A 24,705-nucleotide genomic window follows, 5' to 3' on the forward strand; every position below is an offset into this window, starting at 1 on the left:
GTGAGACACGGACGAAATTGACCCCGGTGCAGCGGGGCGAAGAGAGGAACGAAAATGTCGAAACCGATGACCAAGACCCAATTGGTGGCCGCCCTCGCGGAAGCGATGGACGCCGACAAGAAAACCGCTTCGGCCGCGCTCGACGCGATCTCCGCGGTCGTGACGAAAGAAGTGGCTGCCGGCGGCGCCGTGACCCTCCCGGGCATCGGCAAAGTCTACTGCAAGTCGCGCCCCGAGCGCATGGTCCGCAATCCGGCCACCGGCGAGCAGATGCAAAAGCCCGCTGACAAGCAGGTCAAGGTTACCGTGGCAAAAGCGCTCAAGGACAGCGTGAACGCCTGATCCCTTTCCTCGGGCAACTGAGGGACAGAGAGCATCGAGGGCGCCCGCGAGCAATCGGGGCGCCCTTTTCAGGTCCGGAGGACGCATGGATCTGCGCGCAATCGGAATGGGGCTGGCCTTTGCCCTGATGTGGTCGTCGGCCTTCACATCGACCCATATCATCGTCGCTGAAGCGCCCCCGCTCGCGGCACTGTCGGTGCGCTTCCTGATCTCTGGCGTGATCGGCGTCGCGCTCGCACGCGCCCTGGGCCAGAGCTGGCAGCTCAGCCGGGCGCAGTGGCGCGCGACGCTTATCTTCGGGCTGTGCCAGAACGCGCTTTATCTCGGGTTCAACTGGGTCGCGATGACGATGGTCGAGGCTTCGGTGGCGGCGATCATCGCCTCGACCATGCCGCTGATCGTGGGCGCGCTTGGCTGGATCGTGTATCGCGACCGGATCCCGCCGCTCGGTATCGCGGGGCTCGTGGCGGGTTTCGCTGGCGTGGGCATCATCATGGGGGCACGCCTGCAAGGCGGCGTGGACCCGCTGGGGCTGGGGCTGTGCTTCGCAGGCGCGTTGGCGCTGGCCGTCGCGACCCTGACCGTGCGCGGCGCGAGCGGCGGCAAAGGGGGCGTGCTGATGATCGTCGGGCTCCAGATGCTTGTGGGCGCCGCCAGCCTTGCTGTCGTCTCGCTCCTCACCGAGCATCTGAGCGTAACGGTCACCCCGAAACTGACCATTGCCTTCATCTACACGGTGATCGTGCCGGGGCTGATGGCGACCTGGGTCTGGTTCCGTCTGGTTGGCCGCATCGGAGCGATACGCGCGGCAACCTTCCACTTCCTGACGCCGGTCTTCGGCGTGGCGATTGCGGCGCTGGTGCTGGGTGAAAAGCTCGACTGGCACGACGCGCTCGGCGTCGCGGTAATCGCGGGCGGCATCCTCGCGGTACAGATCTCGAAACAGGAAGCCCGCCGCTAGGCGCGGAAGGCTGCGGCGAAAGGCTCCGGCAGATCGAACTCCGCGAGCGCGCGCGCCCGACCCTCGGCCGACATCTTGCGCGCGGTCTTCTCGACGATCTTCAGAAGCGCCTCGGGCTCCTGACTGGGGGCGAAGGGCGCGAAATAGTGGCGCAGGAAGGTAAAGCAGATCACGTCTTCCAACGCCTGCACCTCCGCATCGCGCTTGATCCCTTCCTTGCGCAGCATCTTCTCGACCTGCGCGACCTCATCCTCGGAATAGCCCGCCTCGGCCATGATCGCTCCCACGCGGGCCGCATGACGCCGCCCCTGTTCGCGCCGCCATTCGAGATATCCCTGCCGCCCCTCGGGGAAGTCCTTGCGCGGCAGGAGCCAGCGCTCGATATGCTGCCCGCGCGCGGCGATTTGCAGCCCTTCGCTGGCTGCCGGGAAAAGCCGCTCCAGTTCCGCCGTCATCCGCTCTCCATAGAGCCGCGCCGCGGGAGCGCCGTCCTCAAGTGTCGGGTCCAGATCATTGGCGGCATCGATGGCGGCAAGCGCCTTCACAACTCTGTCGGTCATTGAGCATTCCTTCCCGCGCGGGGCTGACTTTTCTCAAGGCGTTGTGCCATGGATCAGGGCAAGCTGCCACAAGGAGGCGCATATGACCGGCTGGAGCGAATTCATTCTCGCGGGGATGCTTTTTCTTGCATCACACGCGATACCCTCGATGCCCAAACTCAAGGCAGCACTGGTGCGCGGCCTGGGCCAGCGCGGTTGGGTGATCGGGTTCAGCCTGCTCTCGACGGCTCTACTGTTCTGGGTGATCTTCGCTGCCGGACGTGCGCCTTACGTGGAACTATGGCCGCAAGAGACCTGGGCGCGCTGGCTGGTCAATATCGCGATGCCTCTGGCGATCCTGCTCGGCAGTTTCGGGGTCGGCGCGCCCAATCCTTTTGCCTTCGAGGCCCGAGCATCCGGGTTCGACCCGGTTCATCCCGGTATAGCGGGACTGACGCGCCAACCCCTGCTATGGGCCATCGCGATCTGGGCTGCGGCGCATCTGGTCGCCAATGGCGATCTCGCGCATCTGATCCTGTTCGGAGCCTTCGCGCTGTTTACGGCAATGGGCCTGCGCGCGCTCGAGGCGCGCAAGCGTCGGCAGATGGGCGAGACGGAATGGCAACGCCTGAGCGCACGGACCGGGCTGATCCCCGGCGCAGCACTCGTCGCCGGGCGCTGGCGCCCGAAGGGTTGGGCCTCTCCGACCCGTCTCATCGTGGCGGTGCTGGTCTGGGTCACGCTCTACCACCTGCACGCGCCAGTGATCGGGGTCAGCCCGCAACCTTAGGAGCCGCGCAGAACCTGCAACAGCTCCAGCGTCGCATATCCATCGGGCGGGAGCCCGCGCGCTTTCTGAAACGCAACGATAGCCTTCGTCGTGTTCGCGCCGATCTTGCCGTCGGTTCCATCGGTGTCGAATCCCGCCGCCGTCAGGCGCTCCTGCAACTCGACCTTCTGCGTTTCGCTCAGCGGCTTTCCGGTGCGCGGCCAGTCCTGCACGAAGGGCCCCTTGCCCTTCAGCCGGTCCGACAGATGCCCGACACCGATCACGTAGCTGTCGGCCGCATTGTACCGCGAGATGGCGCGGAAATTGCCGAAGATCATGAAGGCCGGACCTTTTGCGCCAGCCGGAACGAGGATCGAGGCCGCGCCGTAATTCGGCACCGTGCCACCCGCGGCCGAACGCACGCCGAGCTTCGCCCAATCGGAGGGGCTCTTTTGCGTGCCCTTGCCCGTCAAGCCGTAGTTGAACCCGGAGGGCAGGATGACCTCGACGCCCCAGGGCTGCCCCTTCGACCAGCCCGAACGTGCGAGGTAAGCCGCCGTGGAGGCCAGCGCATCGGTCGGGTCGTCCGACCAGATGTCGCGCTTGCCGTCGCCGGTGAAATCGACCGCATAGGCGAGATAGGAGGTCGGGATGAATTGCGTGTGCCCCATGGCCCCGGCCCACGAACCGGTCATGTGCCGCGCATCCACATCGCCCGACTGGATGATCTTCAGCGCCGCAATAAGCTGCTTGGCGAAGAACTCGCCGCGCCGCCCGTCATAGGCCAGCGTTGCCAGCGCAGGGATGATCGCGGTCTTGCCGCGATAGGAGCCGTAACGGCTCTCCATGCCCCAGATCGCGACGACGACCTCTTTCTCGACCCCGTATTTCCGCTCGATCGCGTTCAGCTGCGGGCCATATTGGCGCAGCATCTGCTGACCGGTCGCGATCCGCTCGGGCGAGACTGCGCTGTCGAGATAGTCCCAGATCGCCTTGGTGAATTCCGACTGATAGCGGTCGCGCTCGATCACCTTGGGATTGTAGCGCGCATCGGCCATCGCGCGGTTCCAGGTGCTCTCGCTGATACCATTGGCCAATGCGCGCGTCTTGAACCCGGCAAGCCAGGCCTCGAAGCGCGCTTCGGTCGCGGGATCGGCGGCGGGGATTGGATCGGCCACGGGCGTAGAGCCTTTCAGCATCGGGCGTGGCGAGGATTCGGGAGGGCCCGCACAGGCCGAAAGCGCCGAAAACGCCATGAAAGTCAAAGGAATGATCTTGCCCGGAAATGTCATTTGCCTGCCCGCCTGTTCGCTGTTTGATAACAGTGTATCAACGCCCCGTGAGGTTTCAACGGGGCGTCGTGGCGGCAAGCGGGTTATTGCAGCGGCTTTTTGTCGTCGCCGAAATAGGGCTCCATCTGCGCGATGATCACCGAGTTTTCCTCGAGCGCACGGGCCATCAGCGCCCGCTCCTCGTCGTCGATCTCGTGGCCCTGCTTCTCGCGCTCCGCGATCGTGCCATAGCCAGTGACATCGAGCGGTGCGAGCTCCGCCTGCTTGAGGATCGCCACGGTCTCACGCACGGCCTCGGCCTCATCGACGCCCGAGGCATAGCACAACAGCCCTGCCCCCGAGGCCCCTTTCGGCAGCCCGTCATTGGGCGCGCGGCCGACCTCGACCAGCAGGGTATAGACTTGCTGGCGCGAGGGTTTCTTCGCGGGCTTCTCTGTCATCACAACCTCACAGCTTTTCCGTGGCGAGCCGCAGACCGAGCGCGATGAACAGCCCGCCAAGGGCCCGCTCCATCCACAACGCCGCGCGTCGCGAACGGCGCAGCCGCCCCAGCGCCGCATCCCCCAGCAAGATCGCGACGGGTTCGATCAACGCCGCTGCGGCTATGATCAGCACGCCGTGCAACGCCATCTGCGCGGCAACCGGTCCTGCTCCCGCCACCACGAATTGCGGCAGGAACGCCATCATGAATACTGCCATCTTCGGATTCATGATGTTGACCAGCGCGCCATCACGGAAGGTCTTGCGCAAAGACACCAAGGGCATGCCCGCGACGTTCAGGCTCGCACCGCCCGAGCGCAGCGCCTGAATGCCGAGCCAGATCAGATAGCCTGCGCCAACCCATTTCACGATGGCAAAGCCGATCTGCGACGAGGCGATCAGCACCGACAACCCAGCCGCCGCCAGCGCCACATGCACCGACGCGCCCGTCCAGATCCCGAACATCGCGGCGAAGCCCGCGCGCCGCCCGCCCTGCGCAACCTTGCCCAGGATGAAGGCAAGATCCGGACCCGGCGACAGGTTCAGCAGAACCGCCGCCGCGCCGAATGCCAGCCAATGAGCGAGCGAATAGTCGAACATCAGTCGCGCAGCAGCTCGTTGATGCCGGTCTTGGAGCGCGTCTGCGCATCGACGCGCTTCACGATCACAGCGCAGTAAAGGTTGATGCCGTTCTTCGAGGGCATCGAGCCCGAGACGACGACCGAATAGGGCGGCACTTCGCCATACATGACCTCGCCGGTCTCACGATCGACGATCTTGGTCGATTTGCCGATATAGACGCCCATGCCGAGAACCGAGCCCTCGCGCACGATGCAGCCCTCGACGACTTCCGAGCGCGCGCCGATGAAGCAGTTATCCTCGATGATGGTCGGGCCGGCCTGCATCGGCTCCAGCACGCCGCCGATGCCGACGCCGCCCGAAAGGTGCACGTTCTTGCCAATCTGCGCGCAGCTGCCCACCGTCGCCCAGGTGTCGACCATCGTGCCCTCGTCCACATGAGCGCCAAGGTTCACGAAGGAGGGCATCAGCACCACGCCCGGCGCGATATAGGCCGATTTGCGCACGATGCAGTTCGGCACGGCGCGGAAGCCCGCCGCCTTCCATTCTTTATCGCCCCAGCCCTTGAACTTGCTGTCGACCTTGTCCCACCAGTGGCTGCCCTGCGGGCCGCCGTCCTGCTGTTCCATGTCCTTGAGCCGGAAGCCCAGCAGAACCGCCTTCTTGGCCCATTGGTTCACATGCCAGTCGCCATTCTCGAGCTTTTCGGCCACGCGCAGCTCGCCGCGATCCAGCGCGTTCAGCGTATCCTCGATCGCTTCACGGGTCTCGCCACCGGTCGACGGCGTGATCGTGTCACGAGCTTCCCAGGCAGCTTCAATGGCAGTTTCGAGCGCGGCGTTCGACATGGGCAGATCCTCTTTCAGGTGGCCTTTACAGCGTTCACGCTATAGTTGGTCAAAGCCAATCGCGCAATGAGCAGGAACCCCATGAAGGACGATCCGACGCATTCGTTCCGCCACTCGCGTGAAGACGCGCAGACCGCCCGGAACATCCCCGACACGCCCCAGACCCGTGCCCCCGCCTATCGGCTGGCCTACACGGATGTCGATTTCATGATGCGCGAAGAGTTGCGACCGGTGCGATTGCAGCTCGAACTTCTCAAGCCGCAGATGATCATGGACGAGCGCGGGATCGAGTCGACCATCGTGATGTTCGGCGGGGCGCGCATCCCCGCGCCCGAGAAGAAAGAGAGCGCCAAGACGCCCTATCTGGCCGAACTGTCGCGCTATTACGAAGAGGCGCGTCTCTTCGCCAAGACGATGACCGATCGCTCGATGGAAAGCTATGGCCGGGAATTCGTGATCTGCACCGGTGGCGGGCCGGGCGTGATGGAGGCAGGCAATCGCGGCGCGCATGAGGCAGGCGGCCAGTCGATCGGGCTCAATATCGTGCTGCCGCACGAGCAGGCGCCGAACGAATTCGTCACGCCCGATCTTGCCTTCAACTTCCACTATTTCGCGATCCGCAAGATGCATTTCCTGATGCGCGCGAAAGCCGTGACGGTATTCCCCGGCGGCTTCGGTACGCTCGACGAGATGTTCGAGGCACTCACGCTGATTCAGACGAACAGGATGTCGCGCATCCCCTTCATCCTGTTCGGACGCGACTTCTGGGCCGAGATCATCAATTGGGAGCGGCTCGCCGAAGCGGGCACGATATCGCCCGAGGATCTCGAGCTGGTCAGTTTTGTAGAGACGGCCGATGAAGCCGTCGCGGTGATCGACGGGTGGGATTATTCGAAATGCGGGTGAGCGGGCGGGCCTAAGCCTTCGCCTCAGCGCTCACCTCGGGCAGTTGCGCGCGATGTTCGACGCCAGCGCGCGCCGCCGCCACCAATGCCCGGAACAGGGCCCGCTGGCGACGTGCATAGGTCAGGTATTCCGGGTGCCACTGCACACCGAGGGCGAAGGGCTCTTCGATCCGCTCGACCGCCTGCACCATGCCGGACCCGTCACGCGCCGCCACGCGCAGCCCATCGCCCAACCGATCGACAGCTTGCGAATGCAGCGCGTTGACCCGCATCGGCTCCAACCCCGCGAGCGCGCCAAGCCGCGTACCGGGCTCGATCCGCACGTCCTTTTTCGGCAGGATCGTCGAGTGCTTGCGCGCGCCGTAATGGTTATAGGCGTCCTGATGCAGGTTGCCGCCCAACGCGACGTTGAGCATCTGCGCGCCGCGACAGATCCCCAGCACCGGCTTGCCCTGCGCCATCGCTTCCTCGACAAGGCATCTCTCCAGATCATCACGCGCCGGGTCGAGCACCGCGCTCGCGACCAGTTCGCCATCGTAAAGCTCGGGAGAAATGTCATCCCCGCCACCGACGATGATGCCGTCGACATGGCGCACCTCGGCCCGACGTCCCGCGACCCAGCGCACCGAACGCCCGCCCGCGAGCCGGACGCCCAACGCAATGAACGGGTAAACCCGCCAACCGGTCCGGCGCGAGGTCGAGATGCCGATCAACGGCCTCATGCGCGCGCCGCCTCGAGCAGACCCGTCTCTTTCAGAATGCCATCGCAGGTCTCGACCCATTTGTCGCCGAACGGGTGGAAACCACCTTTCGCTGCCCGCCATTCGTGGCTCAACCGATCCAGCAATTCGCGATCCGCCGCGATCTTCTCGACCAGCCACCAGCGCCGCCACTCGCTGTCGAGCGACCAGTTCGGATCGTCGATCCGGCAATCGGGCAGGCGGAAATGGAAAGCCGGTCGTGGCGAGACGGTGCCGCCTTTCCCCTCCTTCGGATCAATCAGATCGGGACGCAGTTCGCAAAAGATCGGCAGCATATCGAGCCCATGATTGCGCGACAGTGTATGCTTGCGATAGGTCGCGATTGCGCGTTCCAGCGTGGCGTCAGGTCCGAGCGTCATCAGATCCGCGATCAGTTTCCGGGGATAGGGCGCGGTAAAGGGCAGCAATTCGCGCGTCATCTCGATTGGCCATGTAGAGCGCATCCATTCCTCGATCAGCGCAAAAGCCAAGAGGGGGCGCACGATATCTTCGGCCTCGTCGGAGGCGATCTCGATATTGAGGTGAAGGCCAAAACCGTAGAGCGGTGAGCGCCCGGTTCCTTCTGCACCTTCGCTGCGCAGCAATTCAATAAAATCAGATAGTTGAAGAAGGCCTTCTCGGGGCAATGGGTCGGTCACGATCTCGACCGGGATCACCTCGCGCCCGATGCGCAGGCCGAACTCCTTGAGCGCGTTGTCCGCCTCCTTGCGCAGGAAGATATCAAGGTAGATCTGAAGATCACCGATCTTCGTCCCGCTGACCTTCCAGTCGTTGCCTTCGACCCGCTCGGCCTTTCCGTCAAGCGCATCAGCCGCGATCCGGGCGATGCGTTCTTCAGTCAGACCGGCAAACTCGATCTCCACGCCGGTGCGACGCGGTTTGCCCTTGGAGTTTTCAGGTTTCGGCAGCGGGGCGATGGCCTCTCGCGTCATGATCTCTCCGGATGCTGTCCCTCGTTGAAGATCAATGCCGAAGCCATCAGGCGAGTTCCCTTACAGCCCCGCTTCCGCCTGGATCTCGGCACGGGATTTGCGCGCACGCTCGGTCGCCGATTTCAGCTGACCGCAGGCGGCCATGATATCCTCGCCGCGCGGCGTACGGATCGGCGAGGCATAGCCAGCCTTGTAGATGATGTCGGCAAAGCTCTCGATCCGCTCCCAGTCGGACCGCTCGTAGGGCGCACCGGGCCATTCGTTGAACGGGATCAGGTTGATCTTCGCCGGAATGCCGCGGATCAGCTTCACCAGACGGCGCGCATCCTCGTCGCTGTCGTTCACGCCCTTGAGCATCACGTATTCGAAGGTGATGCGTTCGGAATTGGACAGGCGCGGATAATCACGCAGCGCATTCAGAAGCGTCTCGATATTCCACTTCTTGTTGATCGGCACGAGTTTGTCGCGCACCTCGTCGGTCGTCGCGTGGAAGGAAATCGCAAGAAGGCAGCCGATCTCCTCGGCCGTTTTCGCGATCTCGGGCACCACGCCCGAGGTCGACAGCGTGATCCGGCGGCGCGACAGGCTGAGGCCTTCGCCATCCATCACGACCTGCATCGCATCGCGGACATTCTCGAAGTTATACAGCGGCTCGCCCATGCCCATCAGCACGACATTCGACACCAGCCGCGTCTCGTTCTTCGGCGTGTTCTGCTCGGGCCATTCCTCGAGATCGTCGCGCGCCACCATCACCTGGCCGACGATCTCGCCCGCAGTCAGGTTGCGCACCAGTTTCTGCGTGCCGGTGTGACAGAAGGAACAGGTCAGCGTGCAACCGACCTGCGAACTGATGCAGAGCGTGCCGCGATTTTCCTCGGGGATATAGACCGCTTCGACCTCATGGCCGCCTGCGATCTTCAGCAGGTATTTGCGTGTGCCGTCCATCGAGACCTGTTTCGAGACGATCTCCGGTACGGTGATCTCGAACTGCTCGGCCAGCATCGCACGATAGTCTTTCGCAAGGTTCGTCATCTGCGCGAAATCGCGCACGCCCCAATGGTAGATCCATTGCCAGATCTGGCCGACGCGCATCTTTGCCTGCTTCTCGGGCGTACCCGCCTCAATCAGCACGTCGCGCAGCTGGTCACGGGTGAGACCGACGAGGTTCACCTTGCCGCCTTCGGGCAGCTTACGCGGGATCGTGTGCACGTCTTGCGTGATCGGAGCCGAAGGCTTGGTCATGGCACGTTTCCTTGAAATGAGGCGCTTCATATAGGGGATTCGGGCCTGCAATAACAGGGGGCAATGCACGCCTCCTTTTCGAACGCAAAAGCCCCGGCACGCAGGCCGGGGCTCCAGGCATCTCTCAGCGCAGCTTTACTGGCAGCGTTTCTCGGCCTCGTCCGTCGCTGCGGTGAAGCCCATCAGCGAGAAGGTATCTTCCGTCTGGGTGCCACGCCCCGAACGCGCGGTGAGTTTCACATCGGCACCCGCCTTCAGAGCGGCGATGATCTTGGCGTCCTCGTCGGGCGAACCCGCCCAGGCACCTTCCCCGTCGGTGAAGAGCGTGAATTTCTGCCCCCCGACCTCGAGATCGACGGTCGAGCCGTCGGCGAAGGGATAGCCGCCCATGAAGGAGACCTCGGGCTTCTTGCCCGGACGATAGGTCACGAACAGCAAGATGTCGCCGCGGCGAACCTGCACGACCTTGCCGTCTTTCGTATTCACGGTCTTCTTCGGCTTCGACACGCCCCAGCATTCCTTGGGGTTGTCGTCGACGAAAACGCTCCAATCCGTGTTTGCGGCCACGCGGTTGGTGCTTTCCTGAGCCATCGCGCCTTGTCCTGCCCCGAACATGAGCGCGGCGATCGCCGCGATCCGCAGACCCATTTTCATCATGCTTACAGCCTCCAGCTGTCGTTTTGCCTCTGCATCGCCCGGGCCGGTCGCCCTGTTTTTCGTGGCGGATGCGTTTTCCACTCGATAACACTCATTTAACCCACAAATGCCTAGGGGTAAAACCCCGCAACGGCGAGATTTCGCGCATGAACCGGAGAGAAAGATGACAGCAGCACCGATGATCGAATTGTGGCGGGGCGGAATGCTGGAATCCGAGCATCACGGTCACGCGGTGATCTATGGTCCGGGCGGCGTCGAGATGGCTTGGGGCGACCCGGATGCGGTGATCTTCCCGCGTTCTTCGGTGAAGATGATTCAGGCGCTCCCGCTGATCGAAAGCGGGGCGGCAAAGGCGGCAGGACTGACCGATCGGCAGCTCGCCTTGGCCTGCGCAAGTCACTCGGGTGCTGCGCTACATCGCGAGGCGGTCGCGGACTGGCTCGCGGCGCTCGGGCTGGGCGATGACGACCTGCGCTGCGGGGCGCATATGCCGCGCGACCGGGACGAAAAGAAGCGGTTGATCTGTTCGGACGGCGCGCCTTGTCAGATGCACAACAACTGCTCGGGCAAACATGCCGGGTTTCTGACCCTCAATCGCCATCTCGGGACCGGGCCGGAATATGTCGAAGTGCTGCATCCGGTCCAGCAGGCCGTCAAGGCCGCCTTCGAAGAAGTCACCGGCGAAGACTCCACAGGCTTCGGGATCGACGGCTGCTCGGCGCCGAACTTCGCAACGAGCGTGACGGGGCTGGCGCGTGCGATGCAGTTCTTTGCCGCAGCCAATCCCGAAGGAGGCCCACGCGATAACGCCGCAGCCCGCCTCGCCCGCGCGATGGCACAGTATCCGGAAATGGTGGCAGGCGAGGGACGCGCCTGCACAGATCTGATGCGCGCAATGGAAGGGCGTGTCGCAGTGAAGACCGGGGCGGAAGCCGTCTATGTCGCGATCCTGCCCGAGCAACAGCGCGGCATTGCTCTCAAGATCGTGGACGGCGCCACCCGCGCATCGGAAGCCGCCATCACCGCCCTTCTGGTTCGCCTTGGCGCGCTCGAGCATAGTCATCCGGTCGTCTCGCGCCTCTTGACCGGATCGCAACGGAACTGGCGCGGTCTCGTTACGGGCGAGCTGCGCCTCGCTCCGGGGTTCGGCTGATCACAGCAACAGCGACAGGCCCGAAGACCCGCTGCCCTTTAAGAGCATGAGCGCAGCATCTCCAGAGGTGATTGATCCGCTTGCATCGAGCTGACTGCGCAAGAAGAAATCGCGCGTCAGCTTCTCCAATGCCTCTGGACTGGTGAACTGCGCGGGATCGGATGAACCGAAAAGCGCTTCGGCCTTTTGCGCGTAGATCTCGACTTGTCGGTCTACGTCGAGCGACGCGACACTCGGCGGCAACCCGAAGGCGACTTGGAAAACACGGCTTAACGAGGTCGTCCCGATGATCGTGTACCATTTTGTCGTTGCGCTCGTTTCCTTGGCTGCGAGTTCAGGAAGGTCCTTTTGCAGCGCGAGCGCGAGACGCATATCCGCGTCGGTATTGCCAACAGCGACCTCGAATTGCCGGGATTCGTATTGCCCGATGATTTCTTCCGCGAAATCGGACAACACCGTGCGCGGTGTGGTGTAGTCTCCGAAGCCGAAAGCCTTCGTGAACGCAAGATAGCGCTTGTCCGAAAGCTTGTTGCCTAAAGACCCGCTATCCAGCGAGCCTTCTTCAAGCACTTTGCGGATGAAAAACCTGTTTCCGATATCCTCATCAAGCCCGAAAGCGCCCAGCGCAACGTCAAGGAGCCGGCGATCCGCAACCAGATCTTCGGCACTTGTGATCGATCCGATCCTCTCGCGGAAATACTCTTTCGCAGTCTGCACCTCCGCGGAAGCGACAAAGGCCGCTTTCTGGCTTTCCATCGTTCGGTTCAGAAACCCCCAACCTGCATAGCCGGAATAGGGCACAATGGGCTGGTAGCTCATGACGGGCGAGCCGCGAGCAGCCGCTCCTCCCTCGGCAACAGGCTGCGCAGGGCCTTGAGGGCCTGATAATGCTGATTGTCGATCACCGCCAGCGTCGCCGCGTTGAGTTGTGTTCGGCTATCGTGATCGGTGAGGACTTGGCTGAGTTGTTCGATGCCGCGCAAAAGTTGCATCTTCGCTTCCTCCGGATCGGCATCTCCCGAGAGCACAAGCTGGGCGATATAACACACACGACGCACCGGCGTGTTGACCTCGCCGGGATGGATCGCATCGCGCAGGCGCAGGATATTCGCGTTTGGCGTCATGATTGCGAGGCGTGAACGTCGCTCTCCATTCTCGATGACCGCACCGTTGATCAGGACCCGTTCTTTCGGCGCCAGTTTCAGGACGAGACCAGTCATGCCGCCCCCCCGTCCTGACGCAAGCCGCGCATGATGGCGGTGTTGATGTCGACGAGAACATCAGCCGACCCCTGTCCAGAAAGGATCTTGCGGCTATGGGATTGGGTAAATTCGTTCAGATAGAAAAGGCGCGCGCGCAACTCCGCAGGAAGGTTGTTTGCGGGATCGGCCACATCCGCTGCGAGCACGGTCCATAGCTTGCGGTTGTCATAAATCGCCTCGGCGAGAGCTGGGAACTGCGCCGCGCCAGCGTCGGTAGCCTGTTTGAGGCGGCGTGTAACCCGGGCGAAAAGTTCGAATTCCATGCCACGCGCGGTGCGCACGGGCTGCGTTGGGTTGGCATAGGCCGTTTTGGCCAAGGTCGTCGCGTACACGGGAAATCCTTCCTGTGGCTGAATGCTGCGGTGCGCGGCTTTGCCGCGAGGAAAAGAGGCGCCGCTTACGGCGCCTCTGAATCATGTCAGCGGAACAGCGACAGGATGTTCTGCGGTTGCTGGTTCGCGATCGAAAGCGCCTGGATCCCGAGCTGCTGCTGGGTCTGAAGCGCCTGAAGACGCGCGGAAGCCTCTTCCATATCCGCGTCGACGAGCGACCCGATCCCCGCTTTCATCGAATCGGTGAGATTCGAGATGAAACTGGCCTGGGTTTCGATCCGGCTCGCCACCGAACCGAACTGCGCCGCGGCCTCGATCGAGGTCTGGATCATCGTCTCGATATTGTCGAGCGCCGCCGAAGCACCGGCATCGTTCGTAACATCGATATTATCAAGCCCTGACAGGCCGCCGGTCTGAACCGCGTTCCCGTTGACGTCATCATTCGCGGTGATCGTCACGGTCGCGTCGGTGGCGTTGTCATTGGCGATCTCGATGATCCATTGATCCGAGCCGTTCTTGGAGACCTTGGTCGTCAAATCCGCATTATTCTCGGAATCAATGGCGACCTTCAGACCTTTGACGACATCCTCCATCGTGTCGCCGTTGCTCGCCACGTAGGTCGCCGTTACCCCGTTCGAGAGCGCGAACTGATAACCGTCGCCTTCATTCACCGTCACATTCGAGAACGTGAAGGTCTCCGCGCGTTGATCGAGCGTTACCGAACCTGCGCCCAGCGTGCCCGAAGACGCACCGCCCTGCGTGACTGAAATTGTCGTCTGGTCGAAGTCGCGCGTCGAGGAGAACTCCAGCGTGCCGGCATTGTTCGCAACGGTGATGCCCTCGATTTGAGCCGCGTTGATTGCATCCGCGATGGTTTGGGCCGCGGTTGTGTTGGTCGCGCTCAGATCGCCAACGGCGAAACTGACCGTCGTTCCACCGATATTGAAAGAGAGCGAATCGCCGCTGAAATCGCCGGCAAGACTGATATCTGCGGGCGTTCCGGCCCCATCATCGCGAATTGCCGTGGCGGACAGTGTCGTCGAGGTCGACTGCACGTTGGTCGAGAGATCGGTCAGACCCGCGCCGGTCCCGAGCGACCCGTCGGTCATCGTAAGATCCTGACGCGACACGACGATTTGCGAGGCGTTCACACTCCCGTCGGACTGGCGATCAAGCGACGAGAGCACCGAAACCGAATCCATGCCCTCGATAAGGTTCAGGCCGTTGAACTGCGCCGCGCCGACAACCGATTTGATCTGGTCACGCAAGGCAACGATGTCGTCCTGGATCTTCACGCGATCGACGTTCGATTCCTGCGCAGCGACGATCTTGCCTTTCATCTCGGTCAGAAGGTCGGTGATCGTCTCCGATGCCTGACGCGCCACCGCGACGGTCGATTCGCCGAGGGCGAGGCTGTCGGAAATCCCCTTGAAGCCTTTCACATCCGATTCCATCACTTTCGAGATGGCCCATACGGCGGCATTGTCCTTCGCGGAGCCGACCGATTTCCCGGTCGAAATCTCGGACTGCGTGGTGGCGAGGTTGGAGTTGATCCCCTTGAGGGTCTGGAGCGCAACCATCGCGCTGGTATTTGTCAGAATGCTGGACATGTCTCATCCTTTCGTGGTCGGCGCTTTGCGCCGTATATTCAGAAGCCGCTGGTTCCTGCGGCGCTCATGGCGTTCTGACCTGTGCGGGGCCTTTCAGCGGGCCACGCGCCATCCGGTGGATGCGCACCCACATTGAGCTCGTCGGCGTTAAAGAGCCGCTAACACGCCCTAGAGTTTTCCGGGTCGGGCGCGGAAAATTTCTAATCTGGTTAACGTGTTATGCGCGGCGCTCGAAGGCGCTTCCGTCGCGACGGATCGCGGTCTTGTGCCCCGACGCGTCATAGGAATCATACCCGCGCGCGGAGACCATGATCGTTTTCAGACGCGATTGAGCTGCGCGCACCCCTTGCAATGCCGCTGCAAGAAGACGTTCATTTTCGATCGCCATTCGGCGCAGTTCGTGCAGCGCCTCGGCAGGGGGGGCGTCAAGGCGAGCCAATGCATTTTGTTTGCGGTCTGCAAGCCCCGTCAGCGCACCGAGATCCGCGGCTCGGATCGCCTCACGTTCGACCCGCAGAATATCCATCAACGCATGGACGGGGTCGGTTTCACGCGACATCTTGTGCCCCCCGAGCCTCGAGCGCTTTGAAAATCGTCTCGGCAAGGCCAATCCCACCCGCATTTACCATGCGTTTCGCCTGTTCCTCACGCAGGAAAGAGGTGAATTGTTCCTCACCCACACCGCCGCCAAAAGCGCCATTCATCTCCGCCAATCCGGCATGTTTGAGCATTTCCGACAGGAAGCCCGCCTCCAGCGCCTGGGCCGAGCGGCGCAATTGTGCGGAGCGCTCCGCGATGCGCAAAGATTCCGGCGCGGAAAGTGTGAAGGGAGAAAGGCCGGTTTGCATGGATTGCTCCAATTGATGCGATTTTTTCCGATCATGGGGATCTCGGGTAAAGAATCGGTAACCCCGGGACGGCAATCTCGCTTCATTCACAGACAGAAGTCGCGAGGATCATGATTCCCATTTCGCTCATCGAAACCGGTCTGGCGCCGCACCCGGACAAAGCTCCAGCGACGGCGCCGGAGTCACAAACGACTACAGAGCTGTTCGGCGTCGCGTTCGAAGAGACTGCGGCTCTTGCGCCGACCCTTCTCTTGCACACCGCGGAAAAGGCAATCCTCGGCGACGAATGCGCCCCCTCGGTAGCGACTGAAAAGTGTTCCGTCACCCTTGGCGCAGGTGCAAATCCCGAACCGCGGAGCGACATGAAGAACACCAGGCAGGCAGATTCTGCCACGAAGACCCCTTTGCCAGAAAACTGCGGGACGGGACCGGATTGTGATCGGTTTCGCGGGCGGATGCCGCCGCCGCAGGCGGATGCAATCCGCGCGCGCACTGAGAGGCTTTCGGAGGTTGGGGAGGACGCTGATGAGGCAAGGGGTTCGAGACCGCGCCAAAATTCAGGATCCGGGGAGGAGAATGCCGGGATGTCTGAAGCCCCCGCGCCGAGCCCTGCCCTGCCGACGCCACTCTCACCGCCCCTTGGAGAGGGACGTCTAAATGAAAGGGGGCCGCGCTCAGAGCCTGCCGGGACTGTGTCTGACAGTATTCGCATCGGAAGTGACCGCCCTCCCGGCGCAGCGAACACCGGGATAGCGCCGGAAATGCAGGATCGACGAGCGATTCTCCCGCCCCTTCTACCTGCGGGTAACCCTATGGGGGGCATGGCGTTTTTGGAAGCGTCGCGCGTCGAGCCAAGGTCAACGCCATCCATCGGCACCGAGTTGACGGAGGGCGGTTCCGACGCCGCCTCGGCACAGACTTCGCCCGAGCAGCGTTCTCAGGTGGGTCAACTCTTGAACGGAGGCGGCGGCGCAGACCTGCACGCAGGACGCAACGCCGCGTCGCTTGCAGGTGAAAGCGATCTCGGCCACCAAACCGCCGCTACGCCGGAAATGACGCGGATTACGCCAAAACAGGACATTCTAGGTGCGCACGATCCATCGCTTTCCGTGGGCACAGGTATGGCCCCGCGCGACAGCATCGAATTTGACCGTGGCGCAACATCGCGCACCGCAGTCGACATGCCGATTGCGCGGCTTATGACCCCGGAAATCCAGCCCGACGGACCCGCGCGCAATCAGATATCCGATGTGCGCCTCGGCCCTGACACCACCCGCGCTCCGCGATCGGTCGCGATCGAACCCACCAAGGCGACGTCAGGGGGGGATGCACCTTTGATGCGGCCCCAAGCCTCCTCCGATGTTACGGTGGCGCAAGCCGGGCCCAGCCCGCACTCCGGTGCAATGCCCGAAAAATTCACGGCAGAGCCGCTTGCTCCACCCCCCGCAACACATAGCGCCGATGCTGCGCAGGTGGCGCCTGCCCTGCCCGTCACGCCCAAGATCGTTGCGGACAATGACGAGCGCCTGAGCGATTTGCGCGCCTCTTCCACGGAGCCACCGCTCGCCCGCCCCGATTTGCCGCTTGCGACACTGCCCGAACCGCAACGAACGGCATCGGCGCCTCCGGCACCGGCGCTGGCGCAGTCCGTCGGCCAGCAGATCGGCGCTGCTCTTGCCCAGATGCCTGATCAGCCGATCGAAATCTCGCTTTCGCCAGAGGAGCTGGGTCGGGTGCGCCTGACGCTTCACGCCCACGATCAGGCCATGACCGTTGCGATCCAGGCGGAACGGCCCGAAACGCTGGATCTGATGCGCCGCCACATCGACAGCCTCGCGCGCGAGATGCGCGAGCTTGGATATGGCGCGCTGAATTTCACTTTCGATCAGAATAGCGACCAGAGCGCTTTTGCACAGCGAGACATGGGCGGTGATGCACAGGACAGGCCCACGCCGCCCAGTCTTGAGATGCCCGAACCGCTGCGCGCCAGCTTTGTGCCAATCCGGTCAGCCGCGTCAGGGCTCGACCTGAGGATGTGAGGACAAGACATGACCACCACCACACCGATCACCGCAAGCAGCGCCGTCACGGCGGCGGCGAACTCCACCAGGGCGGCGCAAAATGCGGGACTCAGCTCGGACTTCCAGACCTTTCTGACGATGCTGACAGTGCAGATGCAGAACCAGGACCCGTTGAACCCGATCGAAAGTTCCGATTACGCGGTGCAGCTTGCGACCTTTTCCGGCGTCGAACAGCAGGTGAAGACCAACGACCTGCTTCAGGCCCTGACGACGCAGCTTGGCCTCAATGGCATGTCGGAACTGGCAGGCTGGGTCGGCATGCAGGCCCGCACCGAAGCGCCCGCCTGGTTCGACGGGGAAAGCCCGGTGACGCTCTCGCCGAACCCCGTTCTCGGGGCCGATCAAACGATCCTCGTGGTAAGCGATGCCAGCGGAACGACGGTCGCGCGCGACACGATCCCGGTCAGCGCCGAAATACTCGCCTGGGACGGGCGCGATGGCAACGGCGCATCCCTTCCCGCAGGCCTCTATGAGTTCACTCTCGAAAGCTATTCGGGCGGCACGCTCGTCGGCACGAACACCGTCGAAACCTACAACCGGATCGTCGAGGCGCAGGGCACTGCAAGCGGCCCGGTCCTCATCCTCGAAGGCGGGAGTGCGATCTCGACCGAAGCCGTGACCGCCCTGCGCGAGGGCTAGATCAACTCGCCCAAAAGCACCCCGATCAGCAACAGGGCGGCTCCCCCCGTGGCGAGCGCGGCATAGCGCCAGCCCTTCGGATCGACCGGCGCGGGCGGCGGTTCGGTCTGACGGTGGATCGCGGCCTTGAGAAGCTCGGGGAGTTCCGGACCGAACCGGCCCAGCATCTGCACCGTACGCCGCAGATCGTTCAGCGCCGCGCGCGGCCCGAGATTCTCGCGGATATATTTCTCGACCACGGGCCGGGCGACCTCCCACATGTTGATCGTGGGGTTGAGCGAACGCGCCACCCCCTCGACCACGACCATCGTGCGTTGCAGCAAGATCAGCTGGGTCTGGGTCTGCATCCCGAAGCGCTCGGTCACCTCGAAGAGATAGGCCAGCAGCCGCGCCATCGAGATATGCTCGGCATCCATGCCGAAGATCGGCTCGCCCACGGCACGCAGCGCCAGAGCGAAATCATCCACATCGCGGTCGGCAGGCACGTAGCCTGCTTCGAAATGCACCTCGGCCACGCGGCGGTAATCGCGCTGGATGAAGCCCATCAGGATCTCGGCATAGACCCGGCGGGTATATTCGTCGATCTGCCCCATGATCCCGAAATCATAGGCAAGAATGTCGCCGTTCGCGGCCACCTTGAGGTTGCCGTGATGCATATCGGCATGGAAATAGCCATCGCGGAGCGCGTGGCTGAGAAAGAGCTGCAACACCCGCTCGCCGATCAGGTTCACATCGTGACCCGCAGCGATCAGTGCCTCGCGATCGCCCAGCGGCAGCCCCTCGGCCCAGTCGAGAACCATCACGCGTTTGGCCGAAAAGTTCCACGCAGGCTGCGGCACCCGAAAGCCCTCATCGTCCTTCGTATTCGCGCCGAATTGCGAGGCGGCAGCGGCTTCGAGCCGCAGATCCAGCTCTCCCAGAACCACCGATTCGAAATGCTTGACCACCTCGGTCGGGCGCAGCCGGCGCGAGGCGGGCGAGAGCCGTTCGATCATCCCGGCGGCGAAATGGAAGGCATCGAGATCGCGGCGGAAGGCGCGCTCGATCCCCGGGCGCAACACCTTGACCGCGACCTTCTCGCCGGTATCGGCGCGGCGCGCGGAATGGACCTGCGCGATCGACGCCGCGGCCACGGGTTCCGAGAACTCCATGAAGAGTCGATCAGCGGGGGCACCGAGCTCTTCCTCGATCATGCGCTTGGCAATCGCGGTCTCGAAGGGCGGCAGCTTGTCTTGCAGCACGCGCAGCTGGTCGGCCAGCTCATCACCCACCACGTCGGGCCGCGTCGAGAGCACCTGCCCGAACTTGATATAGGCGGGGCCGAGCGCGGTGATCGCGCGGGTGACGGGCGGCAGATTCGGATCACCCTTGTAGCCGAGCCAGGCGAAGGGCGCGCTGATCGCATAGGCCACCGCGCGCAGACGTGGCGTCGCGTTCATTGCCTCGAGTGCCTGATGCATCGCCCCCGAGCGGATGAAGGTCGCGCCGGTCCGGATCAGGCGCCAGATATTATGCGGTCCGCGCATCGCTCAGATTTTCCAGCCCGAATGCAGCGCCGCGATCCCCATCGAGAGATTGCGGTAAGAGACGTTCTCGAACCCGGCCTCGCGGATCATCTGCGCGAAGGTTTCCTGCGGCGGAAATTTGCGGATCGATTCCACGAGATACTGATAGCTGTCGCGGTCATTCGCGACGATCTCGCCCATCTTCGGGATCACGTTGAACGAATAGAGATCATAGGCCTTCTGCATCAGATCGTTCGGGATCTGGCTGAATTCCAGCACCATCAGCCGACCGCCGGGACGCAGCACACGATAGGCTTCGCTCAGCGCGTCGGGAATGCGCGTCACGTTCCGGATCCCGAAGGAGATCGTGTAGACGTCGAAGCTGTTATCGGCGAAGGGCAGAGCCATCGCATCGCCCACCACCCAATCGAGACTGTCGGCAAGGCTTTCGGCCTCGGCACGCTTGCGCCCCTCGATCAGCATCGACTCGGTCATGTCGCAGACCGTGGCATGGCCCGAGCCCGCGCGCTTGAGGAAGCGGAAGGACACGTCGCCCGTGCCGCCCGCTACGTCCAGCAGCTTCTGCCCCGGGCGCGGCGCGAGCCAGTCCATCATCGCATCCTTCCAGATGCGGTGAATGCCGACGCTCATCAGATCGTTCATGATGTCGTATTTCGACGCGACCCGCGAGAAGACGCCATGAACCATACCGGCCTTCGCGTCCTCGTCCACGGTCTGAAAGCCGAAATGCGTGGTCTTTGATTGCTCTGCGCTCATGGGCCCTTGCCGATCCTGAATTCTCCCCCTTCTTATAGGGGCCCTTTGCCGCAAGACAATCCGATGAGGAGGAACAATGCCCGAATTGCCCGAGGTCGAGACGGTTCGTCGCGGGCTGGCGCCTGCGATGGAAGGCCACCGGATCGAACGGGCCGAGGTGAATCGCCCCGACCTGCGCTGGCCCCTGCCCGAACGCATGGCCGAACGGCTGACCGGGGCGAAGGTCGAGCGGCTGCGGCGGCGCTCGAAATACATCCTCGCCGATCTCGATACCGGGGAGAGTCTGCTCATTCATCTGGGCATGTCGGGACGGATGCTGGTCTCGGGCGTGACGCTCGGAGAGTTCCACCTCGACCACCCAGCCCCCGCGAAGCACGATCATGTCGTGCTGCACATGTCGGGCGGCGGGCGCGTGACCTTCAACGATGCGCGCCGGTTCGGGGCGATGGACCTAGTGCTGACCGATCGGGAGGCGGCGCATTGGCTGCTTGCGGGGCTCGGGCCCGAGCCCTTCGGAAATGACTTCAACGAAGAGTACCTGGTGGAGGCGCTCAAACGTCGCGCCAGCCCGATCAAGACCGCGCTGCTTGATCAGCATGTCGTCGCGGGGCTGGGCAACATCTATGTCTGCGAAGTGCTCCACCGCGCGGGCATCGACCCGCGCCGCCAGGCGAAACGAATCTCGAACGCGCGGCTGGCCTCGCTGGTACCGATCATCCGCGAGGTTCTGACCGAGGCGATCGCGGCGGGCGGATCGAGCTTGCGCGATCATCGTCAGGCCGATGGCGAGCTGGGCTATTTCCAGCACAGCTTCCACGTCTATGACCGCGAGGATGCGCCCTGCATGACCTGCGGCACAGCGATCCGGCGCATCGTGCAATCGGGCCGATCGACCTATTTCTGCCCCACCTGCCAGAAGTGACGCCACGCCCAAACCCGCACAAGACGCTTGATCTGGCCTCCCCCTCTGCTAGGAGTCGCGTTCAGACACAAGGAAAGGCAAGACCGAATGGCCTACCAGACCCTGATCGTCGAGATCGAGGACTACGTTGCCCTGATCCGGCTCAACCGCCCCGAAGCCCTGAACGCCCTGAACTCCCAATTGCTGGGGGAACTGGCAGAAGCGCTGAAATCGGCGGAAGAGAATGACAAGGTGCGCTGCATCGTCATCACCGGCTCGGAAAAGGCCTTCGCGGCCGGGGCGGATATCAAGGAAATGTCGGAAAAGAGCTTTGTGGACATGTTCACGAGCGATTTCTTCGGCGTCGAGGCGGAGGCGATCAAGCGCATCCGCAAACCGATCATTGCCGCCGTGTCGGGCTACGCGCTCGGGGGCGGCTGTGAACTGGCGATGATGTGCGATTTCATCATCTGCGCGGAAAACGCCAAGTTCGGCCAGCCCGAGATCAATCTCGGCGTCATTGCCGGCATCGGCGGCACGCAGCGCCTGACCCGCTTCGTCGGCAAGTCGAAAGCGATGGACATGCACCTGACGGGTCGCTTCATGGACGCCGCCGAAGCCGAGCGCTCGGGCCTCGTGAGCCGCGTCGTACCCAATGCGAAACTGATCCCCGAGGCTATGGCCGCGGCACAGAAGATCGCGGAGAAGTCGATGCTGGCAGCCGCCGCGGCGAAGGAAGCGGTCAACCGCTCCTACGAGACGACGATGGAAGAGGGCATCCTCTTCGAGCGTCGCCTCTTTCACGCGCTGTTTGCGACCGAGGACCAGAAAGAAGGCATGGCCGCCTTCCTCGAAAAACGCGAACCGCAATTCCGCGACAAGTGATCGCGCGAAACTGAATACGCAGGCGGGGCTACGGCCCCGTTTCGCAATTATGGGCTTCCCCTTCAGGCATTTTTGCCCTAAGAGGCCCGCTTACATGCGCGTGGAGCCCGCTCAGGCTAGAATCATCCGGTTCTTCTGGAAACCCGGGGTCTGTCGTGCAATCGAAATTTGAACAGACCCGGAAAGTGGGAAACAGACCATGGCCAATACGCCCCAGTCCAAAAAGCGCGCCCGTCAGAACGAGCGTCGTCAGGACATCAACAAAGCGCGTCGCTCGCGCATCCGTACCTTCATCCGCAAAGTCGAGGAAGCGATCGCATCGGGCGACTACGCCGCCGCGACCACCGCTTTGCGCAACGCTCAACCCGAGATCGCTCGCGGCGTGACCAAGGGCGTCATCCACAAGAACACCGCCTCGCGCAAAGTCTCGCGCCTGGCTTCGCGCGTGAAGGCTCTCAACGCCTGATCCGCAAAGCGGTTGGATTCGCTAAGAAAAACGCGCCTGCTTTTCGTGCAGGCGCGTTTTTTCATGTCTAATCAAAGCGTTGACACACAACTGTTGCAGTTTTGCGCAGCCCCCTGAGATTCGTTTTCCGGAATCTCCCGTCAAGAGCAAAGGTCAGTTGCCTGTCGCCTCGAGGGCTTGCTAGCTTCACCTTGCGATTCACGTCGCCTTGGGGGACATGACGCATTTTTCGGGCGGTCGACGGGCAATAAAGTCTGCCACGACAAAGAAAAAGCCTCGCCGCAGCCCGGCAAGATGCGATTCCGATTCTCGAGGGCTCAAAACCCTCAGCTTCGGCAGGTATGCCTGCAACCGGGAGGATTCCCGGAGCGGCTGTCATGTCTTGTTGCCATGGGGAGGAGACGGCCTGCCAGCCGCGATTCCGCATGCGCCCAGAGCGATCTCGTCGCACTTGATGTGTGTGATATATGGGCGGGAAAATGACGGACGATACCTGGGGCCGGGTCTGCGATGAACTTCAAAAAAGCGTTGGGCAGAATAACTTCACGACCTGGATCGCTCCACTGGAGCTGATCGACCTCGAAGACGGGATCGCCTCTTTCCGGGCGCCGACCAAATTCATGCGAGACTGGGTCTCGCGCAACTTCGCCGAACCGATTCTGAGCGAGCTGCGCCGTGCGGGCGTGAGCGCCGAGCGCGTTGATATTTCCGTGCCGCTGCGTCAGGTTGCCAATGGCGCCAAGCCCGCTGCGAAACCCGCCGCAATGCCGGTCAAGCCGCGCAAGCCTGCCCGCGCCGAGTCCGAACCTCTCCCCGGTGCGCCGCTCGACGCGCGTTTCACCTTTGACAGCTTCGTCGTCGGCAAGCCGAACGAGCTGGCACATGCCGCGGCCAAGCGTGTCGCCGAAGGCGGCCCCGTCACCTTCAACCCGCTTTTCCTTTACGGTGGCGTCGGCCTCGGCAAGACGCACCTGATGCACGCGATCGCGCATGAACTTCAGGTGCAGCGTCCCGATCTGCGCGTACTCTACCTCTCGGCCGAGCAATTCATGTACCGCTTCATTCAGGCGCTGCGTGACAAGCAGATCATGGACTTCAAAGAGATGTTCCGCTCGATCGACGTGCTCATGGTCGATGACGTGCAGTTCATCGCCGGCAAGGAATCGACGCAGGAAGAGTTCTTCCACACGTTCAACGCGCTCGTCGATCAGGGCAAACAGATCGTCATTTCCGCCGATCGCGCGCCCGGCGAGATCAAGGACCTCGAGGAGCGCATCAAGTCGCGCCTGTCCTGTGGCCTCGTCGTCGATCTGCATCCCACGGATTACGAACTCCGCCTCGGGATTCTCCAGACCAAGACCGATGCCTATCGCACCGAATATCCCGATCTCCAGATCGCGCCCGGCGTGCTCGAATTCATCGCGCACCGCATCAGCTCGAACGTGCGTATTCTCGAAGGCGCCCTGACCCGCCTCTTTGCCTACGCCTCTCTGATCGGCCGCGAGATCACGATGGATCTGGCGCAGGAATGCCTCAAGGACCAGCTTCGCCAATCCGAGCGCAAGGTCACCGTCGAAGAGATCCAGCGCAAGGTGGCCGAGCACTACAATGTCCGCCTGTCCGATCTGGTGGGGCCCAAGCGCCTGCGCGCGATCGCCCGGCCGCGTCAGGTCGCGATGTTCCTCGCGAAATCGCTGACCACCCGCTCGCTGCCCGATATCGGTCGCCGCTTTGGCGGTCGTGATCACACCACGATCATGCACGGCATCCGCAAGATCGAGGAGCTGCGCGCGACGGATTCGCAACTCGCCGAAGATATCGAGTTGCTCCGCCGCCTCCTTGAAAGCTGATCTCGCCCGCTGGGCTTGACGCTCCGGGCAAAGCGGCCGAATGTCTGCGAAAACCGTTGTGCCGGTGGCGCAAGGTGCTACCTTGCCAC

The 24,705-nt window shown here is 62.9% G+C and carries 28 protein-coding genes; 11 read left to right on the plus strand and 17 right to left on the minus strand.

The window, feature by feature from the left end; translation table 11 throughout:
- The first annotated feature begins 54 nt into the window (after positions 1–54).
- Positions 55–342, plus strand: a complete 288-nt coding sequence (locus tag BMI90_RS04095) for an HU family DNA-binding protein (protein ID WP_038075280.1) — start codon at positions 55–57, stop codon at positions 340–342.
- Between the two features lie 85 nt (positions 343–427).
- Positions 428–1,303 (plus strand): DMT family transporter, encoded by an 876-nt coding sequence (locus tag BMI90_RS04100; RefSeq protein WP_078526271.1) that lies wholly within the window; start codon positions 428–430, stop codon positions 1,301–1,303.
- Here the strand turns inward: BMI90_RS04100 and BMI90_RS04105 are convergent.
- Complete coding sequence (locus BMI90_RS04105) at positions 1,300–1,863, minus strand: DUF4202 domain-containing protein (protein ID WP_078526273.1); 564 nt, start codon at positions 1,861–1,863, stop codon at positions 1,300–1,302. The two genes, BMI90_RS04100 and BMI90_RS04105, sit on opposite strands and share 4 nt — an antisense overlap.
- An 82-nt stretch (positions 1,864–1,945) precedes the next feature.
- Here BMI90_RS04105 and BMI90_RS04110 point away from each other — a divergent pair, with 82 nt between their 5' ends.
- Entirely contained in the window at positions 1,946–2,632 is a 687-nt protein-coding gene (locus BMI90_RS04110) for an NnrU family protein (protein ID WP_078526275.1), read from the plus strand.
- Here the strand turns inward: BMI90_RS04110 and BMI90_RS04115 are convergent.
- The 4 genes from BMI90_RS04115 to dapD all read right to left on the minus strand — a co-directional run bounded on the left by BMI90_RS04115 (position 2,629) and on the right by dapD (position 5,810).
- A complete protein-coding gene (locus tag BMI90_RS04115) occupies positions 2,629–3,903 on the minus strand; it encodes a lytic murein transglycosylase (RefSeq protein WP_078526277.1) in 1,275 nt (424 codons plus the stop codon). The genes BMI90_RS04110 and BMI90_RS04115 overlap by 4 nt on opposite strands.
- Before the next feature lie 83 nt (positions 3,904–3,986).
- Positions 3,987–4,343 (minus strand): hypothetical protein, encoded by a 357-nt coding sequence (locus tag BMI90_RS04120; RefSeq protein WP_078526278.1) that lies wholly within the window; start codon positions 4,341–4,343, stop codon positions 3,987–3,989.
- A gap of 7 nt (positions 4,344–4,350) precedes the next feature.
- Positions 4,351–4,983 (minus strand): LysE family translocator, encoded by a 633-nt coding sequence (locus BMI90_RS04125; protein WP_078526279.1) that lies wholly within the window; start codon positions 4,981–4,983, stop codon positions 4,351–4,353.
- Complete coding sequence (gene dapD, locus BMI90_RS04130) at positions 4,983–5,810, minus strand: 2,3,4,5-tetrahydropyridine-2,6-dicarboxylate N-succinyltransferase (protein ID WP_078526280.1); 828 nt, start codon at positions 5,808–5,810, stop codon at positions 4,983–4,985. Before dapD ends, BMI90_RS04125 begins: the two co-directional genes overlap by 1 nt.
- Positions 5,811–5,891: 81 nt before the next feature.
- Here dapD and BMI90_RS04135 point away from each other — a divergent pair, with 81 nt between their 5' ends.
- On the plus strand, positions 5,892–6,716 hold the full coding sequence (locus BMI90_RS04135; protein ID WP_078526281.1) for an LOG family protein: 825 nt from the start codon (positions 5,892–5,894) through the stop codon (positions 6,714–6,716).
- Positions 6,717–6,726: 10 nt separating this feature from the next.
- Here BMI90_RS04135 and BMI90_RS04140 read toward each other — a convergent pair whose 3' ends face one another.
- From BMI90_RS04140 to BMI90_RS04155, 4 genes are all read right to left on the minus strand, one after another.
- Positions 6,727–7,437 carry a gamma-glutamyl-gamma-aminobutyrate hydrolase family protein gene (locus BMI90_RS04140; RefSeq protein WP_078526282.1) on the minus strand — a complete coding sequence of 237 codons (711 nt, stop codon included), beginning with the start codon at positions 7,435–7,437 and terminating at the stop codon, positions 6,727–6,729.
- Positions 7,434–8,408, minus strand: coding sequence for an amidoligase family protein (locus BMI90_RS04145; RefSeq protein ID WP_078526283.1), 975 nt, complete (start codon positions 8,406–8,408; stop codon positions 7,434–7,436). Before BMI90_RS04145 ends, BMI90_RS04140 begins: the two co-directional genes overlap by 4 nt.
- A 60-nt stretch (positions 8,409–8,468) precedes the next feature.
- Positions 8,469–9,650 (minus strand): 23S rRNA (adenine(2503)-C(2))-methyltransferase RlmN, encoded by a 1,182-nt coding sequence (gene rlmN / locus BMI90_RS04150; RefSeq protein ID WP_078526285.1) that lies wholly within the window; start codon positions 9,648–9,650, stop codon positions 8,469–8,471.
- A gap of 135 nt (positions 9,651–9,785) precedes the next feature.
- On the minus strand, positions 9,786–10,298 hold the full coding sequence (locus BMI90_RS04155) for an invasion associated locus B family protein (protein WP_078527224.1): 513 nt from the start codon (positions 10,296–10,298) through the stop codon (positions 9,786–9,788).
- 172 nt (positions 10,299–10,470) lie between these two features.
- On the opposite strand from BMI90_RS04155, the gene BMI90_RS04160 reads away from it, so the two are divergent.
- A complete protein-coding gene (locus tag BMI90_RS04160) occupies positions 10,471–11,460 on the plus strand; it encodes an asparaginase (protein ID WP_078526288.1) in 990 nt (329 codons plus the stop codon).
- Here the strand turns inward: BMI90_RS04160 and BMI90_RS04165 are convergent, their stop codons facing one another.
- From BMI90_RS04165 to BMI90_RS04190, 6 genes are all read right to left on the minus strand, one after another.
- Positions 11,461–12,261 carry a DUF1217 domain-containing protein gene (locus tag BMI90_RS04165; RefSeq protein WP_246831482.1) on the minus strand — a complete coding sequence of 267 codons (801 nt, stop codon included), beginning with the start codon at positions 12,259–12,261 and terminating at the stop codon, positions 11,461–11,463.
- Between the two features lie 14 nt (positions 12,262–12,275).
- A complete protein-coding gene (flbT, locus tag BMI90_RS04170) occupies positions 12,276–12,680 on the minus strand; it encodes a flagellar biosynthesis repressor FlbT (protein ID WP_078526292.1) in 405 nt (134 codons plus the stop codon).
- Complete coding sequence (flaF, locus tag BMI90_RS04175; RefSeq protein ID WP_078526295.1) at positions 12,677–13,054, minus strand: flagellar biosynthesis regulator FlaF; 378 nt, start codon at positions 13,052–13,054, stop codon at positions 12,677–12,679. Before flaF ends, flbT begins: the two co-directional genes overlap by 4 nt.
- A gap of 86 nt (positions 13,055–13,140) precedes the next feature.
- On the minus strand, positions 13,141–14,664 hold the full coding sequence (locus BMI90_RS04180) for a flagellin (RefSeq protein WP_078526297.1): 1,524 nt from the start codon (positions 14,662–14,664) through the stop codon (positions 13,141–13,143).
- A 217-nt stretch (positions 14,665–14,881) separates the two neighbouring features.
- The gene (locus BMI90_RS04185) at positions 14,882–15,223 is read right to left on the minus strand and encodes a hypothetical protein (RefSeq protein WP_078526299.1); all 342 of its coding nucleotides are present in this window, start codon (positions 15,221–15,223) and stop codon (positions 14,882–14,884) included.
- Entirely contained in the window at positions 15,213–15,512 is a 300-nt protein-coding gene (locus BMI90_RS04190) for a rod-binding protein (RefSeq protein WP_078526302.1), read from the minus strand. Before BMI90_RS04190 ends, BMI90_RS04185 begins: the two co-directional genes overlap by 11 nt.
- 821 nt (positions 15,513–16,333) lie before the next feature.
- On the opposite strand from BMI90_RS04190, the gene BMI90_RS18700 reads away from it, so the two are divergent.
- Positions 16,334–17,551, plus strand: a complete 1,218-nt coding sequence (locus BMI90_RS18700) for a flagellar hook-length control protein FliK (RefSeq protein WP_168172714.1) — start codon at positions 16,334–16,336, stop codon at positions 17,549–17,551.
- 9 nt (positions 17,552–17,560) lie between these two features.
- Entirely contained in the window at positions 17,561–18,232 is a 672-nt protein-coding gene (locus BMI90_RS04200; protein WP_078526307.1) for a flagellar hook capping FlgD N-terminal domain-containing protein, read from the plus strand.
- On the opposite strand, the gene ubiB is transcribed toward BMI90_RS04200, so the two are convergent.
- Both ubiB and ubiE read right to left on the minus strand, forming a co-directional pair.
- On the minus strand, positions 18,229–19,758 hold the full coding sequence (ubiB, locus tag BMI90_RS04205; protein ID WP_078526309.1) for a 2-polyprenylphenol 6-hydroxylase: 1,530 nt from the start codon (positions 19,756–19,758) through the stop codon (positions 18,229–18,231). The genes BMI90_RS04200 and ubiB overlap by 4 nt on opposite strands.
- 3 nt (positions 19,759–19,761) lie before the next feature.
- A complete protein-coding gene (gene ubiE / locus BMI90_RS04210; RefSeq protein ID WP_078526311.1) occupies positions 19,762–20,514 on the minus strand; it encodes a bifunctional demethylmenaquinone methyltransferase/2-methoxy-6-polyprenyl-1,4-benzoquinol methylase UbiE in 753 nt (250 codons plus the stop codon).
- A 76-nt stretch (positions 20,515–20,590) separates the two neighbouring features.
- Between ubiE and mutM the strand changes: the two genes are divergently transcribed.
- The 4 genes from mutM (at position 20,591) to dnaA (ending at position 24,616) form a co-directional block, all read left to right on the plus strand.
- A complete protein-coding gene (gene mutM, locus BMI90_RS04215; RefSeq protein WP_078526313.1) occupies positions 20,591–21,436 on the plus strand; it encodes a bifunctional DNA-formamidopyrimidine glycosylase/DNA-(apurinic or apyrimidinic site) lyase in 846 nt (281 codons plus the stop codon).
- Positions 21,437–21,523: 87 nt separating this feature from the next.
- Positions 21,524–22,300 (plus strand): enoyl-CoA hydratase, encoded by a 777-nt coding sequence (locus BMI90_RS04220; protein ID WP_038075337.1) that lies wholly within the window; start codon positions 21,524–21,526, stop codon positions 22,298–22,300.
- Between the two features lie 199 nt (positions 22,301–22,499).
- Positions 22,500–22,766 carry a 30S ribosomal protein S20 gene (gene rpsT, locus BMI90_RS04225; RefSeq protein ID WP_078526315.1) on the plus strand — a complete coding sequence of 89 codons (267 nt, stop codon included), beginning with the start codon at positions 22,500–22,502 and terminating at the stop codon, positions 22,764–22,766.
- A 479-nt stretch (positions 22,767–23,245) separates the two neighbouring features.
- Positions 23,246–24,616, plus strand: a complete 1,371-nt coding sequence (gene dnaA, locus BMI90_RS04230) for a chromosomal replication initiator protein DnaA (RefSeq protein ID WP_078527226.1) — start codon at positions 23,246–23,248, stop codon at positions 24,614–24,616.
- The last annotated feature ends 89 nt before the right edge of the window (positions 24,617–24,705 follow it).

This window comes from Thioclava sp. L04-15 (assembly GCF_002020275.1).
Lineage (GTDB): Bacteria > Pseudomonadota > Alphaproteobacteria > Rhodobacterales > Rhodobacteraceae > Thioclava > Thioclava marina.

What these genes read in the sequence shown, in the direction of transcription:
- BMI90_RS04155 (WP_078527224.1), bottom strand. Translation starts at nt 10,298, where the DNA reads ATGGGTCTGCGGATCGCGGCGATCGCCGCGCTCATGTTCGGGGCAGGA.
- BMI90_RS04185 (WP_078526299.1), bottom strand. Translation starts at nt 15,223, where the DNA reads ATGTCGCGTGAAACCGACCCCGTCCATGCGTTGATGGATATTCTGCGG.
- dnaA (WP_078527226.1), top strand. Translation starts at nt 23,246, where the DNA reads ATGACGGACGATACCTGGGGCCGGGTCTGCGATGAACTTCAAAAAAGC.
- BMI90_RS04110 (WP_078526275.1), top strand. Translation starts at nt 1,946, where the DNA reads ATGACCGGCTGGAGCGAATTCATTCTCGCGGGGATGCTTTTTCTTGCA.
- BMI90_RS04140 (WP_078526282.1), bottom strand. Translation starts at nt 7,437, where the DNA reads ATGAGGCCGTTGATCGGCATCTCGACCTCGCGCCGGACCGGTTGGCGG.
- BMI90_RS04095 (WP_038075280.1), top strand. Translation starts at nt 55, where the DNA reads ATGTCGAAACCGATGACCAAGACCCAATTGGTGGCCGCCCTCGCGGAA.
- rlmN (WP_078526285.1), bottom strand. Translation starts at nt 9,650, where the DNA reads ATGACCAAGCCTTCGGCTCCGATCACGCAAGACGTGCACACGATCCCG.
- BMI90_RS04180 (WP_078526297.1), bottom strand. Translation starts at nt 14,664, where the DNA reads ATGTCCAGCATTCTGACAAATACCAGCGCGATGGTTGCGCTCCAGACC.
- BMI90_RS04190 (WP_078526302.1), bottom strand. Translation starts at nt 15,512, where the DNA reads ATGCAAACCGGCCTTTCTCCCTTCACACTTTCCGCGCCGGAATCTTTG.
- BMI90_RS04200 (WP_078526307.1), top strand. Translation starts at nt 17,561, where the DNA reads ATGACCACCACCACACCGATCACCGCAAGCAGCGCCGTCACGGCGGCG.
- BMI90_RS04220 (WP_038075337.1), top strand. Translation starts at nt 21,524, where the DNA reads ATGGCCTACCAGACCCTGATCGTCGAGATCGAGGACTACGTTGCCCTG.
- BMI90_RS04135 (WP_078526281.1), top strand. Translation starts at nt 5,892, where the DNA reads ATGAAGGACGATCCGACGCATTCGTTCCGCCACTCGCGTGAAGACGCG.
- BMI90_RS04145 (WP_078526283.1), bottom strand. Translation starts at nt 8,408, where the DNA reads ATGACGCGAGAGGCCATCGCCCCGCTGCCGAAACCTGAAAACTCCAAG.
- ubiB (WP_078526309.1), bottom strand. Translation starts at nt 19,758, where the DNA reads ATGCGCGGACCGCATAATATCTGGCGCCTGATCCGGACCGGCGCGACC.
- dapD (WP_078526280.1), bottom strand. Translation starts at nt 5,810, where the DNA reads ATGTCGAACGCCGCGCTCGAAACTGCCATTGAAGCTGCCTGGGAAGCT.
- rpsT (WP_078526315.1), top strand. Translation starts at nt 22,500, where the DNA reads ATGGCCAATACGCCCCAGTCCAAAAAGCGCGCCCGTCAGAACGAGCGT.
- BMI90_RS04160 (WP_078526288.1), top strand. Translation starts at nt 10,471, where the DNA reads ATGACAGCAGCACCGATGATCGAATTGTGGCGGGGCGGAATGCTGGAA.
- mutM (WP_078526313.1), top strand. Translation starts at nt 20,591, where the DNA reads ATGCCCGAATTGCCCGAGGTCGAGACGGTTCGTCGCGGGCTGGCGCCT.
- ubiE (WP_078526311.1), bottom strand. Translation starts at nt 20,514, where the DNA reads ATGAGCGCAGAGCAATCAAAGACCACGCATTTCGGCTTTCAGACCGTG.
- BMI90_RS18700 (WP_168172714.1), top strand. Translation starts at nt 16,334, where the DNA reads ATGGCGTTTTTGGAAGCGTCGCGCGTCGAGCCAAGGTCAACGCCATCC.
- BMI90_RS04120 (WP_078526278.1), bottom strand. Translation starts at nt 4,343, where the DNA reads ATGACAGAGAAGCCCGCGAAGAAACCCTCGCGCCAGCAAGTCTATACC.
- BMI90_RS04100 (WP_078526271.1), top strand. Translation starts at nt 428, where the DNA reads ATGGATCTGCGCGCAATCGGAATGGGGCTGGCCTTTGCCCTGATGTGG.
- BMI90_RS04105 (WP_078526273.1), bottom strand. Translation starts at nt 1,863, where the DNA reads ATGACCGACAGAGTTGTGAAGGCGCTTGCCGCCATCGATGCCGCCAAT.
- flbT (WP_078526292.1), bottom strand. Translation starts at nt 12,680, where the DNA reads ATGACTGGTCTCGTCCTGAAACTGGCGCCGAAAGAACGGGTCCTGATC.
- BMI90_RS04125 (WP_078526279.1), bottom strand. Translation starts at nt 4,983, where the DNA reads ATGTTCGACTATTCGCTCGCTCATTGGCTGGCATTCGGCGCGGCGGCG.
- BMI90_RS04115 (WP_078526277.1), bottom strand. Translation starts at nt 3,903, where the DNA reads ATGACATTTCCGGGCAAGATCATTCCTTTGACTTTCATGGCGTTTTCG.